Genomic DNA, 17640 nt, shown 5'->3' with positions numbered 1-17640 from the left:
ATCGGTTAAAATAGTAGCAATTAATTGCTTTATTAACTATAATTCAGCATAAATAATAAGCATCCTTTTGGAAAAATCGCTATGAAATATTTTGCTTGGTGTATTTCGCTTTTAGTTGGACTTATGAGCTTAGGGCAAGAAATGCTCTGGTTTAGAATAGTTAGTTTTATGTTGGGAGGCGCACCTTATGCTTTTGCAATCGTGCTGTTCTTTTTCCTATTAGGTATTGCCTTTGGAGCAAATAGAGGTAAGGCGATTTGTACACGCTATTCAAACCTATTATTGGCTGGTGGGATAGTTTTAATCTTTGCGGGTTTTATTGATATATTGACGCCATTTATCATTCAATGCGCCACTCAAGTAAGCGCATTAGGACTATGGTTATCTATATGTTGTATTTTAATATTTATCGTTGCAGCTTTAAAGGCAATATTATTTCCCCTCGTACACCATTTAGGTACGCGCATTGCCGATGGAAAAGTAGGTGCATCTGTATCTAAAGTCTATTTCTTTAATATTGTTGGCTCAACGCTAGGTAGCTTATTAATTGGTGGTATTTTTCTTGATTATATCTCTATTTCATCAATGTTCATTCTAATCGGTATCGTTTGTATCTTATTAGGCGGGTTGATGATAATTAAAAAATCGATATTTTCTATTATTGGTGTTGTTGTAGTTGGTAGTAGTTGCTTTTATTTAGTGGATAAACATACTGATTATATTTTCAAAAATATGCTCAAAGAAGAGGCATCCATCAGTTATTATATAGAAAATCGTTATGGTGTAATTCATATCGTCGATGATGATAGTTACGGAAGAAAAAATATTATATTAGGTAATAGGATGTATGATGGTATTTTAAATGTAGATCCAGATACTGATATAAATGACCTAAATCGACTTTACTTATTAGCGGCAATCCACCCAAACCCTAAAAAAGCGCTGGTTATTGGAGTGAGTGGTGGGGCATGGACTCGTGCATTATCAAGTTTCCCAACATTAGAAACCATTGATGCTATTGAAATCAATAAAGGCTATCTAGATATTATTAAGCAATATGCGGTTGTCTCACCAATATTAGATGATCCTAAAATTAATATCTACATTGATGACGGTCGGCGTTGGCTTAAACGAAATAGTGACAAAAAATATGATTTAATCGTTATGAATACCACTTATCATTGGCGTTCAGGTTCAACTAATTTATTATCGCAAGAGATGATGAAAATATTACATGATTCATTAAATCCTGATGGTATTTTGGCTTTTAATAGTACTCGTTCACCTGATACATTAAAAACCGCCCAATCGGTATTTAACCATGCATATTGGGGCACACTTGGCTTTATTTATGCTTCTGATTCAATAATTAAAATTGATGAAAGTGTTGGTAAAGAGCGTCTTGATAAGCTAGTTTTAGATGGTAGACCGTTATTTAATGAAGAGTCAAAACAACTTGCAAACGGTGCTTATAAGAAAACCTTAGTGACAAAATTATTAAGTTTAGATGATGTTGAAAAACTTTATAATTTGGAGCGGGAAACGGAAATTATTACCGATAGCAATATGATAACAGAATATAAATACGGAATTTTTGGAAATAAATAAGGAACCTTTATGTTAACCAAAAAACAATTACTACTATTAAGTACTCTATTTTTTATTTCTGGAATGAGCGGATTAACTTATCAAGTTGCTTGGCAACGGGCACTTTATTCTGCGTTTGGGTCCGATGTTGATTCTGTTGCAATTATTGTATCGGCCTTTATGTTAGGCCTTGGTTTAGGTGCACTTGGTGGCGGAAAAATTGTCGATAAATACCCTAATAAAGCACTACAGTTTTTTTGTTTTAGTGAATTTGGCATTGGTTTATTTGGGCTAATTAGTTATCAACTTATCTTATTTATTGGGGATATTTTTATTGTTTATAGTTTGATCGTTGTTGCGATTGTTAATTTTTTATTGGTGCTTGTTCCGGCACTTTTAATGGGGGCAACACTTCCAATTTTAATTACTTATATTGCTCAATTTTGGAAAAATATAGGTCAAACCACTGGACATCTTTATTCTATTAATACTTTTGGTGCGGCAGTTGGTGCAGCTTTAACAGGATTTATTTTATTTAGCTATTTTACTCTTAATGTTGTAACGATATTTGCAGCTTTAGGTAATTTTATTGTTGCTATACTTGCTTATCTATTTTTTAACAAAGCAAAAATACAAAAGAGTTGATAGAAAGATAGAAAACTATAAAAACTTTAAAAATTATAAGCAACTGATTATTATGATATTATGAGTATTTAGTACCTACAGTAAAAGTCTATGAGTTAATAAGTATCCTTAATTCGAGCCTTTATATTGTTAAACTCACAAAAGTAAAAGTTTATTTCGATCCATTTGATCGTGATGCTTTTACAGTAACAGAATCAACAGCAGGAGTGTGAACTTGGCAAAGATGCTAAGCATCTTTGCCACTTGAAACCGACAAAAGTAAACATGCGGTTATCAATGTAATCATCTCATAATTGCACATTTCTTAAATGAATCAGAAATTAGAGAACATAGGGATATTAGTCAAATAAATATTACTTATAAGTTAATCTTATAATAACTTATATTGGCATTATTAATGAAGCTAATAATGGTACATGCCATAATAATTTTTTATAAGTTAAAGCTACCTATGCTCAATTAGCGTAAATATGTTAGACATAAGTCCTTTTCTTTCTTGTTAAGAAGTCTGAGGAAGGTATTTGTTTAAGTATAAAATCCACAGTTTAATCCAATGACTATGAGTGATAATTGTATACTGCTATAATTTGTTATCTTTTATTCTAAATTTATCGATAATGCAAACTAAAATTACAATTGTAGGTGCTGGCGCTGCTGGGCTTTTTTGTGCGGGCTTACTCGGTCAAAAAGGATATGATGTTACTGTGTTTGATAATGGTAAAAAGCTGGGACGTAAAATTTTAATGTCTGGTGGGGGTAAATGTAACTTTACTAACTTAACAGTGGAGTCGAGTAATTATATTTCTAGCAACCCGCATTTTTGTAAATCGGCTTTAAAACGCTTTACCCAGTGGGATTTTATTCAATTAGTGAATCAATATAATATTGCCTATCATGAAAAAGATCATGGGCAATTATTTTGTGATAATTCAGCGCAAGATATTGTTGATATGTTCATAAACGAGTGTCAAAAAGGGCATGTTAAGTTTATGATGCAAACTCAAGTTGAAGATATTGATAGTGATGGGCTTGGATTTAAGTTGCATACTTCTCGTGGCATGATTGATTGTGAAAATCTTATTATTGCAACTGGTGGTTTATCTATGCCTGCTCTTGGTATGACTTCAATTGGTTATAAAATTGCCGAAAAATTTGATATTCCAGTGGTGCCGGTAAGAGCAGGGCTAGTTCCATTTACATTACATAAACCTTTACTGGATGTGTTATCAACCTTGTCAGGCATTGCAATTCCTGTTGAAGTTTCTAATAAAAGAATTAGTTTTAAAGAAAATCTATTATTTACCCATCGAGGGCTTTCAGGACCTGCTATTTTGCAGATATCGAGTTATTGGCAAGCAGGTGAGTCAATTACTATCAATTTATTACCCGATTTAACATTTGATTCATCGTTTAAACCATTATTAGCACAAAATCGTAATCAAACTATAAAAAATTGCTTAGCAAAAATTTTACCTAAAAGGCTTATTGAAGAATTAATAAAACTGAATTTGATAAAGGACATAACAGTTAAGCAGCTAGATCTTAAACAACAGCAAGACTTGTATAATACATTAACACACTGGAGCATTACTCCAAATGGTACAGAAGGTTATCGTACCGCCGAGGTGACTCTAGGGGGAGTAAGTACTGATGCGTTGTCATCCAAAACTATGGCTGTTAAAACATACCCGAACCTTTATTTTATTGGTGAGGTTGTTGATGTATCAGGCTGGTTAGGAGGCTATAATTTCCAATGGGCATGGAGCAGTGCATTTGCGTGTGCTCAAGCGTTTAATTGATGATTGCATTAATCATCAATGACACCCATGTGAATATTGTATTTTTTGACCTTATATTGTAGCGTTGTGCGCGAAATATTTAATTGTTTTGCGGCCGTGATAATTTTGCCATTGGCCTGATTTAATGCATCAATGATCAGTTGCCGTTCATAGTTCTCAACTTGTTCAGTTAAGTTGTTTTCATGAGTAGATTTATTGATAGGTGTTTTGTCAGGTTTATGTATCTTATCGTCTTGGAAAAATGAACTGTTAAGTTCAAAGAGCTCTTCATCAAGAGTAATATGCTGTAATTCACCTGATTTGTTTTGTAATACCATGCTTCTGACAATTGCATTTTCAAGCATACGCACATTACCCGGCCAAGGGGCGGTCATTAATTGTTGTAGAGCCTGTTGACTGATACCACTAATTACGACATTAACATCGTTTTTATGTTTATCAATAAAATAGCGTGCTAAAACGGGAATATCTTCTGTTCTGTCACGTAAAGCGGGAAGTTTTATTAAACCGACATTTAATCGATAAAATAAATCGCTTCTTATTTTTCCTGTTTTCAATAGTTCTGTTGGTGATTCATTCATGGCAGCAACAATACGAACATCAGAATGCATTTCTTTATTACCACCTAATTGCCAATAAGTTTTTTCTTGAAGGAATCGTAATAATTTGCTTTGCATTTCAAGTGGCATCGCGTTTAATTCGTCAAGAAACAATGTACCCCCATTAGCGAGTTCTAAGTAACCTTGACGGTTTTCAGCACCTGTAAATGCACCTTTTACTGTACCAAATAAAGTACTTTCGATCAGTGTAGTCGGTAGTGCACCACAATTAAGCGAGATGAAAGCTTTATCTCGGCGCTGGCTTGTTTTGTGTATTAAACGAGCAAATAGCTCTTTACCTGTTCCGGTTTCGCCCACAATTAATACTGGAACATCATTGCGCCCTAACATATTGGTTTGATCGATAACTTTCTGCATTTTTTCTGATACAAAAACAATATCGGGTAATGGCTGTTCTTTATTTTGGTATAATTTGCTGTTTAATTTCAAAACTTGATCTTGTAGGTGTCGAACTGCTGATAGGTTTCTGCCTATTTCAATAGCACCAATGATATCTTTTTTATCATTATAAAGTGGAACGGTGGTATGCAAGTAATCAACCACTTTACCAACATGGTTATAATAAGATTGGTAGTTGTCTTGATATTCTTTACCGAGTTGCAAGGCTTGCAACATCGTACTATCTTCCTTTTTTAAATTAGGATAAACCTCAAGCATTGGTTTGCCAATCGCTTGGTCTTTAGGATAACCATCCAGTTCAGCGCTTTCCTGATTATAATAAATATAATTGCCATTTTTATCGATAATAGCTATCGGCTGATGGATTAAATCGAAAAAATGTTTAAATATTTCCAATGCTTGTAATAATTCAGGATCAATGGTCATGATATTAGTACCTTCAATATTTGGATTATTTGCTAAATTTAGCCAAATTTAATTTACATTCCTTTCAACCATCATATGAAAATGACAAATTTTTGTCATAAAAACATATTTTATACTAAATGACTAAATCTTTACTTATACTTTTTTTATTAACAAATTGATTATTTGTAATTTTAAAGTTGGCATGCTGATTGCACTATATGTGAGAAACCATTTTTTATTTTTTTGTACTTTTTATGCACTAATTAACTGGAGGTCATATGTCCGACGCAATTATGTCAAATTATAACAAATTACGCACAGATCTTGTAACTAAAGATCGCCGTTTCAGTGCCGAAAACGGTAAATTATGTTTAGATGGCGTTAATTTAGAAGAGTTAGCAAAAAAATATCCTACCCCTTTTTATGTGTTTTCTGAAAAGGAAATTGATCGTAATGTGCAAGAAATTAAAGATGCATTTAAGACCCATGCGAATACAAAAATTTTCTATGCTTCAAAAACTTGTTCTGTTATGGGCGTGCTAAAAGCGATTAAAGATGCGGGTATCTATGCTGAGGCGAATTCTATGTTTGAAGTACGCAAATGCTTAGAAATCGGCTTTAGTGGTAGTCAAATTGTGTTTAACGGCGTGGTAAAAAAACCGGTGGATTTAGAATTTGCTATCCAAAATGATCTGTATATCATCAATGTCGATAGTTTATATGAACTTGATATTATTGATGAAATATCAACACGTTTGAAAAAAGTAGCAAATGTTTGTGTGCGCGTTGAACCGAATGTCCCATCTGCTACTCACGCAGAACTAGTAACGGCTTATCATGCTAAATCAGGTATCGATTTAGAACAAGCAGAAGAGACTTGTCGTCGAATTTTGGATATGCCTTATGTACATTTACGTGGTTTACATATGCATGTAGGGGATCAAGTACCTGAAGCAGAACCTTTTGCAAAAGCAACTAAAGTATTAGTTGATGAATCACGTCGTTTAGAAGAAGTACTTGGTATTAAATTTGATTTAATCAATGTTGGTGGTGGTATTCCTGTTCCATATAAATATGACGAAGAAAATGGTAACCCATTGCAAGATAATATGTATGCAGGCATAACCGCACAAGACTTTGCTGATGCAGTGATTAGCGAAGTGCACAAATGGCGCACCGATGTTGAAATTTGTATTGAACCTGGGCGTAAAGTAACAGGTTCAGCGGGCGTGCTTGTAACTGAAGTTGCCTGTGAAAAACGTAAAACTAATTACGATTTAGACGGCAACATTGAAGAGCATGTTGAATGGAAATTTGTTGATGCAGGTTATAGCGTTTTATCTGATAGTCAGCATTTTGATTGGTTCTTCTATGTTTATAACGCTTCAAAAATCAATGAAGCACATGATGAATATATTAAATTAGCCGGTCCTTTATGTGATGGTGGTGACTATTACCATGTCGGTGTGAAAGGTGAAGAGTTCTTAATGCCAAAAGACACACAAGTTGGTGATATCGTTGCTTTTCTTGATGCAGGTGCTTATACCATTGAAAGCCAAACAGTCTATAACAATCGTCCTCGTACATCGGTTGTAATGATCGATAAAGACGGTAAAGATAGATTAATTCGTCGTGAAGATACTTACGAAGATATGGTTGGATATGACATATATTAATCATCAATTATCTGGGGGCAATTTATGCCCCAGATATGATAATGTGAGGTTATTATGAGTGATTCTAAAGATTCAAGTTTACTTGGTATCAAAGACATTGTGTTTATGAATGTCATTGCGATACTGAGTTTACGTCAAATTCCTAATGTTGCTCCATACGGAGCGTCAGCAATGGTGCTTTGGCTACTTGCTGCATTTTGTCTATTCTTCCCATTAGCCATGGTTTGTGGTGAACTTTCAACTGGCTGGCCAAAAGATGGTGGGATTTTTGTATGGGTTAAAGAGGCCTTTGGTAAACGCATTGGTTGGATTGTTGTGGTGTGTTTCCTATTCTCGTGTGTGCTGTTCTTCCCGTTAATGTTGCAATTCGGTTTTACTGCAATTGGATACATGTTTAGTGCCGAGCTAGCTCAGAATCAGGTATTTATTGGTGTAGGTTCTATGATTGTATTCTGGATTTTGACACTGATGAATATTAAAGGGATGCAATGGACTAAGATTATTAATAGTGTTAGTGCATGGCTTGGTGTATTTATTCCTGCTGCTATTATTGTTGTCTTAGCTATTGTGTGGTTATTAATGGGGCACCCTATGGCAACAAGCTATAGTCATGCTAGTGATTGGCTTCCTGATCTAAGTAGTTGGGATACTATCGTATTTTTATCTAGTATGATGTTTGCATTTGCAGGTCTTGAAGTTGCACCAATGATTGCAGGGCGTACACGAGATCCACAACGCGACTTCCCTAAAGCGATGTTGGTTTCAGCGGTTGTAATTGTCGGTATTTATATGGTTGGTACATGGGCTATTAATACTTTATTACCGGCAGCTGATACTGATATTGTAGCGGGTGTTATGCAGGCAATGGAGGCAGCAGCCAAAGAGTTACATATGCCTTGGTTATTACCAATAATGGCAATTTGCTTATTTTTTGGTGCATTAGGACAAATCAACTCATGGTTAGTTGGTCCTATCTATATGCTACAAGAAGCATCAAAAGAAGATAATTTACTTGGCGAACGTATTGGTCGTTTACACCCAGTATACAAAACGCCGGCTTTTGCACTCATTATTCAAGCCATTATTGTAACTGTACTTTGTTTTTCAACCTTTGTATCACCGAGCATTGCAGCGGCATATTGGATGTTAACTGCATTAACGACAATTTGTTACTTTATTCCATATTTAGTGATGTTTATTGCATATTATCGTTTGCGTATTACTCAACCTGATGTACCGCGTAGCTTTAAAATTCCAGGTAAAGTGATGCCGGTTGTATTACCAGCACTTGGATTCTTATCTACTCTATTTGCAGTGATATTAGTGTTTATTCCTCCTGCCCAAATTGATATGGGGGGGTATGTTGAGTATATCGCTAAAATTGTTGGTGGTGCCGTGCTTGCTATTGGTTTAGCTGAATGGATCTATTACCGAGCACAAAAACGTAATCGTTTGCAGCAGTAATAATATATAGAGGAGTAAAAATATGTACAAGCCTATATTAGAAATTGATTTACGCAAATTAAAAAACAATGCTCGTGTTGAAAAAGATCTGTTAGCTAAACACGGCATTGAAGTTATGGCTGTTAATAAAGTCTTCGATGGCTGCGTTGAAACGGCCAAAGCCGTCCTTGACGGCGGTATTGATGTGATTGCGGAGTCAAGAACATATAATCTTAAGAAATTAAAAGATGCTTTAGGTTGTAAAACCTGCTTATTACGTAGCCCTTGTTTAAGCGAAATCAGTGATGTTGTTAAGTATGCAGATATTAGCTTAAATAGTGAAAAAGCAGTAATTCAAGCACTTTCTGATGAAGCGGTTAAACAACAAAAAGTTCATCAAGTTTTATTAATGGTCGATATGGGGGATTTACGCGAAGGGATTTGGTTTGAGCATATTGATGAAATTATAGATACGGTTAAACTAATTCTTTCTTTACCAGGTGTTGAGCTTTATGGGCTTGGCACTAATTTTAACTGCTATGGTACGGTGCTACCTACAGTTAAAAATGGAGTAGACTTTTTAGAAATAGCGCGTAAAGTAGAACAATCTTGTAATATTAAGATAAAATATTTATCGGCCGGTAATTGTACGAGTTACCACTTATTGGACAAAGGTATTTGGCCAGAAGGATTGAATCATTTGAGAATTGGTGGTTTACACGAGTTTGGTATTGAATATGTAGATATGAAATATCTTGACGAATTTCATCATTCAAATAAACCTGTTGATAAGGCATGTAGTAATATTTATAAATTATATGCGCAAATCATTGAACTCAATAGTAAACCGACAGTGCCTGTTGGCGAGTTAGGAGTAGATGCTTTTTTAAATAGTAAAACCTTTGTTGATCATGGTATACGTAAACGAGCCTTGCTGGCTTTTGGTCGTCAAGATGTGCCTGCTGAAAGTTGTATACCTATCAATGATGATATTACTGTATTGGGTCAAACCAGTGATCATACGTTGGTCGACATTGAAGATGTTGCTAAAACTCTTCGGGTTGGCGATATGATTGGATTTGAACTCGATTACACTGCCTTGCTAATGGCTTGTCAAACTAATGGTGTAGAAAAACGGTTTATTTATTAATTTATGTTAGCTGCTGGGTAACCAGCAGTTTTTATTAATTACTAGGCGGTTTATATGACAACATCTGAATCACAAGAAAGCCCTTATCCCAGTAGTAATTTAAAGAAAAACTTAAAAAATCGTCATTTGTTGATGATTTCATTAGGCGGATCAATTGGTACCGGATTATTTATTGGTATTGCTGCTCCACTGAGCACTGTGGGTCCATTAGGCACCATTATTGCTTATTTAATGGCCGGAAGCATAATGCTTTCAACTATGCTATGTTTAGGCGAACTTTCTTGTGCATTTCCTCATGCCGGTTCATTTCAACACTATGCATTGATGTTTATTCCAAATCCAATTTGGAGCTATACCATAGGCTGGCTGTATTGGCTAAGTTGGGTTTTGTCTATGGCTGCAGATTTAACTGCTGCTTCAATGATTGCCCACCAAGTTTTCCCTTCGATTCCTATTTATCTTTTTTGTTTATTAATTTTAACAGTTATAACTTCAGTACATTTAACTTCTGTTCGTGCTTTTGGTGAAAGTGAGTATTGGTTTTCAACCATTAAAGTACTCGCGATTATTGCTTTTATTGGGGTGGGAATTTATTTACTTTATCATCAATATACCCAAACTGATATCTTACCAACATTCAAAACCCAAAGTGGATGGTTTCCTAATGGCTTTTTAGCCATATTGGTGTGTATGACTATCGTGACTTACTCATTTCAAGGGGTTGAATTAATTGGTAATGCAGCTGGCGAAGCGCAATCCCCACAGTCGGTGTTACCTAAAATTATTACTGGTGTGGCTTTTCGCATTATTCTATTTTATATCCTAGCTATTGCTGTATTAGCCCTCGTTTACCCATATGGAACAGTGCATTCTGAAATTAGTCCATTTGTGTGGGTATTTAATAAAGCAGGAATTACATTTGCTTCGTATGCGATGCTTTTTGTGATCTTTTGTGCAGCGATATCAGCAACGAATTCAGCCATTTATGCCAGTTCAAGAATGCTGTGGTCTATGGCGCAAGATAACTTAGCTCCAAAATACTTTTCTCAAGTCAATCAAAGAGGCGTACCAACAAAAGGCATATTATTTATTGCAGTTATTGCATTAGTCTCACTATTTTCGAAATATATTGCAGCTGAAAAATTATATATTTATTTAGTAGCAGGCACTGGTCAAGTAGGCTGTTTTGCATGGATTATTATCGCTTGGTGTCAATATCAATTTCGTAAGGGTGTAAATAGCGGCAAATATCCAAAAGAAACGATAAAATTTAAATCACCGCTATTTCCTTGGCTTGCTGGTATTTCTATCATTGTTAATGTTGTGATTATTATTGGGGTTTGGTTTGGTGAGTCAGGTTATTTTATTTTATTATCAGAAGTAGTTTTAGTGATGATTATTTTAGCTTCTTACGTTTTCTATAAAAAACGCAATTGTTTAATAACTAATACATTAGATTAACTTTATTGACATAAATTAGTTTGTAATCACCTAATGCATCAGTTTAGGTGATTATATTCGATGTTAATGCTTTTAATATTCCATTCACGTTGGTTTTAACTCTCCGAGTTAAGAGAGTGTTTGCTTTGTATGATTATGATGAAATACCTTCCATTATGTATGCCCATTATTTTAAAAAAGCAGATACTCCCGTAAAAACTACTTGTGCAGCAATAGCTGATATTAGTAACCCGGTTAGTTTTGATAATATCGCAATCCCTGTATTTTTGAGTACTTTTGCAATGCTTTTGGCGCATAATAGCATGATATAAATACCCATTGATGCGATAAATAATGAAATCGCACCAACCATATTTGGTATAATGCCAATTGAACTTGTTCCCATAACGATGATGGTACCGATGGATGCTGGTCCCATACACAGTGGGATTGCTAGTGGGACAACACTAATATCATCATCACTACTAATTTTATTTTTTTCTGGTGAGTCATTCATTAGCGAAACTGCGGTGATAAACAGTAATGCTCCCGAACCAATTCGGAATGCATCAAGCGTAAAACCAAAAACGCTAAACATGGTATTACCAAAAAAGAATAGCACAATACCGATGATAAATACGGCACAAGATGTTTTGAGTGCTGTTTTACGCCTAAGTTGTTCATCATACTGTTTTGTACCGCTCAAAAATGCGCTTAAAACCGCTGGTGGTGTCATTAATGCAAACAGCTTTACAGTTGTGGCAAGGATATTAACAAGATAGTCATCCATAGCATTACCTTTTAAAGAATACAATAAAATCCGCTTTAATTTTGTCAACTTTAACTAGTTGGCAGGGGAATAATTTTTGTCAGACATAAAAACGGCCACCACAAAGGTGACCATGCTTAATCTGATATGTGTTAATTGGTTTTAAATTATTAAACCAATAAAATTTAGTTAAGGCGCTCTTTGATACGAGCCGCTTTACCACGAAGTGCGCGTAAGTAGTAAAGTTTAGCTTGACGTACTTGACCACGACGTTTCACAGTAATTGAATCAACAATTGGTGAGTGAGTTTGGAATACTCGTTCAACACCTTCGCCATTTGAAATTTTACGTACTGTAAATGCAGAGTGTAAACCACGATTGCGAATTCCAATAACAACACCTTCATAAGCTTGAAGACGTTTTTTGTTACCTTCAACAACCCATACTTTTACTTCAACTGTGTCACCAGGACGAAAAGACGGGATGTCTTTTTTCATTTGTTCTTGTTCTAATTGCTGAATAATTGCATTTTTCATAATATTATCTCTTACTAGTTATACTGAAATATTAATTGCTTAGTTTGTCACTGTATTCTTGTTGGAATTCAGCGAGTAAACATTGCTCTTCATCAGTCAGAGCTAGATTTGCAAGAAGATCTTCTCTTCTTAACCAAGTTCGTCCTAGTGATTGTTTCAATCGCCAACGACGAATCGCTTCATGGTGACCAGACATTAACACGTCAGGCACCGCCATTCCATCTAACACCTCAGGTCGAGTATAGTGTGGACAGTCAAGTAAACCGTTAGCAAAAGAGTCTTCTTTTGCTGACGATTGGTGATTTAGCACGCCAGGAATAAACCTTGCTAATGCATCAATCATGGTCATCGCCGGTAATTCACCGCCACTTAACACGTAATCCCCAATTGACCATTCTTCGTCAATTTCGGTTTGAATAACGCGTTCATCTATGCCCTCGTATCGTCCACAAATCAAAATTAATTTTTGATTTTGTGATAACTCGCAAACACCTTGCTGGTTTAATTTGCGCCCTTGTGGAGAAAGATAGATTACTTTTGTATTGTTACCTGCTACTGCTTTTGCTGCATGAATTGCATCTTTAAGTGGTTGTACCATCATTAACATGCCAGGACCACCACCATAAGGCCTATCATCGACAGTTTTATGCTTATCATGCGCAAAATCGCGTGGGTTCCAATATTCTACTGTTAACAGCCCATTTTTAACGGCTCGACCAGTTACGCCATAACAGGTAATAGCTTGAAACATTTCGGGAAAAAGGCTAATTACGCCAATCCACATAGTTTTACCTTACCAATTAAAAAGCTGGATCCCAATCGACCACAATCATTTTTGTTGTCAAATCAACTTGTTTGATAAATTGATTGTCAACAAAAGGAATTAAACGTTCTGTTGCACCAAATGCATCTTTTAGATTTGCTTTTACCACTAATACATCATTAGAACCGGTTTCCATTAAATCAGTCACCTGACCTAAATCATAACCATTAACTGTTTTGACTCGGCAGCCAATGAGATCCTTCCAATAAAAATCACCATTACTAAGTTCTGGTAATTTTTCTGCATCAACAAACACCTCGATATTGGTTAATGCAATTGCTTGATCACGATCATCAATGCCTTTGAGTTTCACAATCATATCATGATTATGTGGTTTAAAGCTTTCTACGATTACTTCTTGCCATTGCCCAGCACGCTGGATATACCAAGGTGTGTAATCAAAAATGCTATCTGGACATTCTGTAAACGAAAAAATCCTGAGCCACCCGCGAATGCCGTAGCTTGAACCAAGTTTACCAACAACGATTAGATTCTCAGTATTCATCATTACAGTGACTATTAATTACTAAATTAAGCAGCTTTTTGTGCTTGTTTGATTAGTGCATTAACACGATCAGAAACAGTTGCACCTAAACCAACCCAATGATTTACGCGATCAAGATCTAAACGTAATTCTTCTGCTTTACCTTGTGCAATTGGATTAAAAAAGCCAACGCGCTCAATAAAACGACCATCACGTGGGTTACGGCTATCAGTGACAACTACTTGATAAAAAGGGCGCTTTTTAGAGCCACCACGAGCTAAACGAATAGTTACCATAACATCCTCTTAAATTAAAAAATAATCTTCTTTCTGCCCAACATGGACAAAATCAAAGCCCCAGAATTATACTCTTTCTAGCAAAAAGTGCAATGACTGTTTGTTGATGATGTGGCGTGATATTGCTTGCTTTATATTAATTTAAAAAAGAGTGAATAAAATAATACGACTATGATTTATTTAATTTAAGCGTAAACCAATAGATATGACAAAACAGGAAGTTTTATTTTATGGTTAATTTATTGGCATTCATTATTGTGGCAATACTATTTTTTGTTCTTTTTTGCAAAAAAAGCGCGTTTTAGCACGTCAAAGAAACCTAGTGACCTGACCATTTTTTGTCCGTCAACGTAAATCCGAATCGTTTTTAACACTTTTTTAGGTTCTTTAGATGCAAAGGTAAATGTACCATTTTTTTTAGTTTCGATGGAATAACGCGGTATCCATTTGCCTTTAAATAGGACTGATGCTATCACATAATCAACCTCATTCCATGGTATTTGGATATATTTGCGAGGGTCATATTCATGATAAAATTCAAATGCTTTGTCGCCAATTACAATTTGTCCATACTCGGTAAAAGCGGTAAAAGATGTGGCTTTAACTGTCAGGTCTATTTTTGTGTTTAATGATTGGACCATTTATCTGACTTCCATATAAAAATAAGGCTAATATAATTTTTTATCATGGCTTGATAAGTTATAAAGTTGCTAACTGATTTTTCAAAAATGATTAATAATGATAAGCGCATAATTTATAAATTATGCGCTTATCTATTTTACTTAATGTTTGCAATTATAAAAGACCAATAACATGTCCGACAATGCCTACTATAAATAAACCAAGAATAATTAAAATTGGTGATACTTTTTTACGTAATAACCACATACAGAAAAATGTTAATAGTAGTGGTATTAGACCTGGTATCAATTGATCTAAGTTATTTTGTAAAGTAGTGACTTTTTCTTGAGTAAGTGATAGCCCACTTTGCATATCAATGAGTGCTTTTTGAATACCTTCAGCACCTACTGGTAAGTTATTCCAATCAATAAACGCACCATTGTCAAGTTTGACAGTAGATACAACTGGTTGGAATTTTATTGATACCCACCTTTGAACTAAGGCTGCTAGAACAAACATCCCTAAAATAGAGGCTCCTTTAGTGATTTTTTGTAGTAATCCCCCTGATAGATTATCCGTGATTTTAGAACCAGTTCGGTAACCAAACTCTTGGGTATACCACATAAAGCCCCAACGAATAATATTCCATAATAAAAAGAATAAAATAGGTCCCATAATGTTGCCACTAAGCGCAAGTGAAGCGCCTAGCGCACCGAGCATTGGGCGCACGGTAAACCAAAATACAGGATCACCCACACCAGCCAATGGCCCCATCATACCGACTTTTACCCCTTGAATGGCAACATCATCGACTGCGGCGCCATTTGCTCGTTCTTCTTCTAAAGCAAGTGTAACGCCAAGTACTGGTGAAGCTAAATATGGGTGAGTATTAAAAAACTCTAAATGACGTTTAAGCGCAGCAGAACGATCTTCTTTAGTAGAATATAATTTCTTTATAGCTGGGATCATTGCATAAACCCAACCGCCGTTTTGCATTCGTTCATAGTTCCAAGATCCTTGGAGAAAGGTTGAACGCCAAGCGACCGCCAAACGATCTTTTTTGCTTAATTGAATTTTATCAATCATTTTTTTCTCCAAGTTTCTAGTAATCATTTAAAATATCATCAAGTGGATCACCTTTACCACCACCATTGGATGAGTTGCCACGTTCTGAAAGATTGAGGTAAATGAGTGCTAATGCGATGCCTAAAGCCCCGAGTGCAATCAGTGTTAATTGTGATATCGCTGCAACGACAAAACCAATAATGAAAAATGGCCATACTTCGCGGTTTGCCATCATATTAATCACCATGGCATAACCGACTGCAACCACCATACCACCACCGATAGCCATACCCGTTGTTAGCCATTCAGGCATTGAATTTAATATTCCCTTAACCGTTTCTGCAGGAATAAATAATAAAGCAGTGGCGGGAATTGCAATACGTAGACCTTGTAAGCAGATACCTAAAATTTGTAGCCATTCAATTTTTCGAATATTACCTTCTTCTGCAGCAGCATCCATCATATGGACTAAAGGAACCGCAATGGTTCGAACAATCATAGTTAAGAATAATCCAGCAACAGCGAGTGGAATGGCAACAGCAATGGCGGTCGATACACCATTTTCACCTTGACCACCTAATACTAAAATGATGGATGAAGCAACCGCTGCCAGTGCCGCATCAGGTGCAACCGCAGCGCCGATATTGGCCCAACCTAAAGCAATCATTTGTAACGAGCCGCCTAGTATAACACCAGCTTCTAAATTACCGGTTACAAGCCCGATTAATGAGCAAGCAACCAAAGGTTGGTGAAACTGAAACTGATCTAAAATACCTTCCATTCCAGCTAGAAAAGAAATAACTATTACTAACATGATGGAAATAATTGATAATGTCATAATATAACCCCTTAATATAACCCCTTAATATAAACTAATTCTTTTGCTCAGCTAACTCTTCTTTTGCTTTTTTTAACAATTCATCCATATTGCTGTTAGAATCATTAGGTACTTTACGAACATCAAATTTCACGTTTTTGGCTTTTAATTTTTCAAAAGTTTCAACATCATCAGCATTCATTGACAAAACTTTATTAACCATGACTTTACCAACGGAATGTGCCATTGAACCAATATTAAGGATGCCGATATTGACACCACCGTCTATAGTTCGCAGTACATCTTGTGGGGTTTCAAATAAAAGTAACGCTTTGGTATTGCCAAAACGAGGATCGCGTGAAACTTCAATAATTTTTTTAATTGGAACAACATTTGCTTTTACGCCAGGAGGCGCAGCTTCTTGGATGAGTTTTTTTCTTAATTCATCTTTTGCAACTGAATCAGAAACAACAATAATACGGTTAGGGTTAGTTGATTTTGTCCATGCTGTTGCAACTTGTCCATGTAATAGGCGTGAATCGACACGAGCTAACACAATTTTCATTTTACCATTACCAAGCACGGTTCCTTCTGGGATGCTATTTGCGCTTTTAGCGTTCGCTGAGGATTGTGTAGGTATTTCGACAGTTGTTCGAATGCCTTCTTTACTTGTTTCTATAACGGCTGCCGCAATTTCTTTCGCAGTTTCCAGAGAAAAACGTGAAGTATAAGCTTCAATTAACATGGGTAAGTTTAAACCAGCAACAATAGCCCAATTACCATGTGCTCCACATAAATTGTTAGCCTGATTAAATGGTGTGCCACCCCATAAGTCTACTAAAAAAAGTACTTCTTCTTGATTATCAAATGTTGCTATTGCTTCAAGCATTCGTTCTTTTAAACTTTCAGGACTATCACTTGGATGCAAGGTAACAGCTTTAACATTTTCTTGCTCTCCAAATATCATCGTTCCTGATTGTAGAATACCTTCTGCAAACTCACCATGAGTTGCTAGGATAATTCCAACCATGACAACTACCTCCTTATTTTTATCTTAGTTGT

Annotated in this window: 16 protein-coding genes and 2 pseudogenes; 7 read left to right on the top strand and 11 right to left on the bottom strand. The window is 35.6% G+C overall.

Features of this window, described 5'->3' with window-relative positions; all coding sequences use genetic code 11:
• Positions 1-81 precede the first annotated feature (81 nt).
• From BQ5209_RS09735 to BQ5209_RS09725, 3 genes are all read left to right on the top strand, one after another.
• Positions 82-1608, top strand: a complete 1527-nt coding sequence (locus BQ5209_RS09735; RefSeq protein ID WP_085248527.1) for a fused MFS/spermidine synthase — start codon at positions 82-84, stop codon at positions 1606-1608.
• Positions 1609-1617: 9 nt separating this feature from the next.
• Complete coding sequence (locus BQ5209_RS09730; RefSeq protein ID WP_085248525.1) at positions 1618-2232, top strand: MFS transporter; 615 nt, start codon at positions 1618-1620, stop codon at positions 2230-2232.
• Positions 2233-2849: 617 nt separating this feature from the next.
• Entirely contained in the window at positions 2850-4031 is a 1182-nt protein-coding gene (locus tag BQ5209_RS09725; protein ID WP_085248523.1) for a BaiN/RdsA family NAD(P)/FAD-dependent oxidoreductase, read from the top strand.
• 8 nt (positions 4032-4039) lie between these two features.
• Here BQ5209_RS09725 and BQ5209_RS09720 read toward each other — a convergent pair whose 3' ends face one another.
• Positions 4040-5476, bottom strand: a complete 1437-nt coding sequence (locus BQ5209_RS09720) for a sigma-54 interaction domain-containing protein (protein WP_085248521.1) — start codon at positions 5474-5476, stop codon at positions 4040-4042.
• Positions 5477-5736: 260 nt separating this feature from the next.
• Here BQ5209_RS09720 and dokD point away from each other — a divergent pair, with 260 nt between their 5' ends.
• From dokD to BQ5209_RS09700, 4 genes are read left to right on the top strand one after another with little or no spacing between them, the layout of a single operon-like run.
• A complete protein-coding gene (gene dokD / locus BQ5209_RS09715) occupies positions 5737-7134 on the top strand; it encodes an ornithine/lysine decarboxylase DokD (RefSeq protein ID WP_085248519.1) in 1398 nt (465 codons plus the stop codon).
• 54 nt (positions 7135-7188) lie between these two features.
• Positions 7189-8598 carry an APC family permease gene (locus BQ5209_RS09710; RefSeq protein ID WP_085248517.1) on the top strand — a complete coding sequence of 470 codons (1410 nt, stop codon included), beginning with the start codon at positions 7189-7191 and terminating at the stop codon, positions 8596-8598.
• A gap of 22 nt (positions 8599-8620) precedes the next feature.
• Positions 8621-9727 (top strand): alanine/ornithine racemase family PLP-dependent enzyme, encoded by a 1107-nt coding sequence (locus BQ5209_RS09705; RefSeq protein ID WP_085248515.1) that lies wholly within the window; start codon positions 8621-8623, stop codon positions 9725-9727.
• A 54-nt stretch (positions 9728-9781) separates the two neighbouring features.
• Positions 9782-11188, top strand: a complete 1407-nt coding sequence (locus tag BQ5209_RS09700) for an amino acid permease (RefSeq protein WP_085248514.1) — start codon at positions 9782-9784, stop codon at positions 11186-11188.
• A gap of 166 nt (positions 11189-11354) precedes the next feature.
• Here the strand turns inward: BQ5209_RS09700 and BQ5209_RS09695 are convergent, their stop codons facing one another.
• The 10 genes and pseudogenes from BQ5209_RS09695 to BQ5209_RS11080 all read right to left on the bottom strand — a co-directional run.
• Positions 11355-11957, bottom strand: a complete 603-nt coding sequence (locus BQ5209_RS09695) for a MarC family protein (RefSeq protein WP_085248512.1) — start codon at positions 11955-11957, stop codon at positions 11355-11357.
• A gap of 164 nt (positions 11958-12121) precedes the next feature.
• A complete protein-coding gene (rplS, locus tag BQ5209_RS09690; protein ID WP_085248510.1) occupies positions 12122-12472 on the bottom strand; it encodes a 50S ribosomal protein L19 in 351 nt (116 codons plus the stop codon).
• Between the two features lie 31 nt (positions 12473-12503).
• The gene (gene trmD, locus BQ5209_RS09685) at positions 12504-13256 is read right to left on the bottom strand and encodes a tRNA (guanosine(37)-N1)-methyltransferase TrmD (RefSeq protein ID WP_085248508.1); all 753 of its coding nucleotides are present in this window, start codon (positions 13254-13256) and stop codon (positions 12504-12506) included.
• Positions 13257-13272: 16 nt separating this feature from the next.
• Positions 13273-13803, bottom strand: coding sequence for a ribosome maturation factor RimM (gene rimM, locus BQ5209_RS09680; RefSeq protein WP_085248506.1), 531 nt, complete (start codon positions 13801-13803; stop codon positions 13273-13275).
• 23 nt (positions 13804-13826) lie between these two features.
• Positions 13827-14075 carry a 30S ribosomal protein S16 gene (rpsP, locus tag BQ5209_RS09675; RefSeq protein WP_034900786.1) on the bottom strand — a complete coding sequence of 83 codons (249 nt, stop codon included), beginning with the start codon at positions 14073-14075 and terminating at the stop codon, positions 13827-13829.
• Between the two features lie 266 nt (positions 14076-14341).
• Positions 14342-14716: a DUF956 family protein gene (locus tag BQ5209_RS09670; protein ID WP_085248504.1), complete on the bottom strand. Its 375-nt coding sequence runs from the start codon at positions 14714-14716 to the stop codon at positions 14342-14344.
• A gap of 154 nt (positions 14717-14870) precedes the next feature.
• Complete coding sequence (locus tag BQ5209_RS09665) at positions 14871-15782, bottom strand: PTS system mannose/fructose/sorbose family transporter subunit IID (protein WP_085248502.1); 912 nt, start codon at positions 15780-15782, stop codon at positions 14871-14873.
• Between the two features lie 16 nt (positions 15783-15798).
• Positions 15799-16599 carry a PTS mannose/fructose/sorbose transporter subunit IIC gene (locus BQ5209_RS09660; RefSeq protein ID WP_085248500.1) on the bottom strand — a complete coding sequence of 267 codons (801 nt, stop codon included), beginning with the start codon at positions 16597-16599 and terminating at the stop codon, positions 15799-15801.
• Between the two features lie 34 nt (positions 16600-16633).
• Positions 16634-17176: pseudogene (locus BQ5209_RS11085) on the bottom strand (PTS sugar transporter subunit IIB); the annotation flags it as partial.
• 59 nt (positions 17177-17235) lie between these two features.
• Positions 17236-17608 (bottom strand): annotated as a pseudogene (locus BQ5209_RS11080) (PTS sugar transporter subunit IIA); the annotation flags it as partial.
• Positions 17609-17640 lie beyond the last annotated feature (32 nt).

Origin of the sequence: Gilliamella mensalis (assembly GCF_900103085.1) — a bacterium.
GTDB lineage: Bacteria > Pseudomonadota > Gammaproteobacteria > Enterobacterales > Orbaceae > Gilliamella > Gilliamella mensalis.
The sequence above is the reverse complement of the archived record's forward strand: the minus strand, read 5'-3'. Positions and strand labels throughout refer to the sequence as shown.

Excerpts from the sequence above, each read along its gene's own strand:
- BQ5209_RS09705 (WP_085248515.1), top strand. The coding sequence starts at position 8,621 with ATGTACAAGCCTATATTAGAAATTGATTTACGCAAATTAAAAAACAAT.
- rplS (WP_085248510.1), bottom strand. The coding sequence starts at position 12,472 with ATGAAAAATGCAATTATTCAGCAATTAGAACAAGAACAAATGAAAAAA.
- BQ5209_RS09730 (WP_085248525.1), top strand. The coding sequence starts at position 1,618 with ATGTTAACCAAAAAACAATTACTACTATTAAGTACTCTATTTTTTATT.
- BQ5209_RS09725 (WP_085248523.1), top strand. The coding sequence starts at position 2,850 with ATGCAAACTAAAATTACAATTGTAGGTGCTGGCGCTGCTGGGCTTTTT.
- BQ5209_RS09735 (WP_085248527.1), top strand. The coding sequence starts at position 82 with ATGAAATATTTTGCTTGGTGTATTTCGCTTTTAGTTGGACTTATGAGC.
- rimM (WP_085248506.1), bottom strand. The coding sequence starts at position 13,803 with ATGATGAATACTGAGAATCTAATCGTTGTTGGTAAACTTGGTTCAAGC.
- BQ5209_RS09700 (WP_085248514.1), top strand. The coding sequence starts at position 9,782 with ATGACAACATCTGAATCACAAGAAAGCCCTTATCCCAGTAGTAATTTA.
- trmD (WP_085248508.1), bottom strand. The coding sequence starts at position 13,256 with ATGTGGATTGGCGTAATTAGCCTTTTTCCCGAAATGTTTCAAGCTATT.
- BQ5209_RS09710 (WP_085248517.1), top strand. The coding sequence starts at position 7,189 with ATGAGTGATTCTAAAGATTCAAGTTTACTTGGTATCAAAGACATTGTG.
- BQ5209_RS09670 (WP_085248504.1), bottom strand. The coding sequence starts at position 14,716 with ATGGTCCAATCATTAAACACAAAAATAGACCTGACAGTTAAAGCCACA.
- BQ5209_RS09695 (WP_085248512.1), bottom strand. The coding sequence starts at position 11,957 with ATGGATGACTATCTTGTTAATATCCTTGCCACAACTGTAAAGCTGTTT.
- BQ5209_RS09720 (WP_085248521.1), bottom strand. The coding sequence starts at position 5,476 with ATGACCATTGATCCTGAATTATTACAAGCATTGGAAATATTTAAACAT.
- rpsP (WP_034900786.1), bottom strand. The coding sequence starts at position 14,075 with ATGGTAACTATTCGTTTAGCTCGTGGTGGCTCTAAAAAGCGCCCTTTT.
- BQ5209_RS09660 (WP_085248500.1), bottom strand. The coding sequence starts at position 16,599 with ATGACATTATCAATTATTTCCATCATGTTAGTAATAGTTATTTCTTTT.
- BQ5209_RS09665 (WP_085248502.1), bottom strand. The coding sequence starts at position 15,782 with ATGATTGATAAAATTCAATTAAGCAAAAAAGATCGTTTGGCGGTCGCT.
- dokD (WP_085248519.1), top strand. The coding sequence starts at position 5,737 with ATGTCCGACGCAATTATGTCAAATTATAACAAATTACGCACAGATCTT.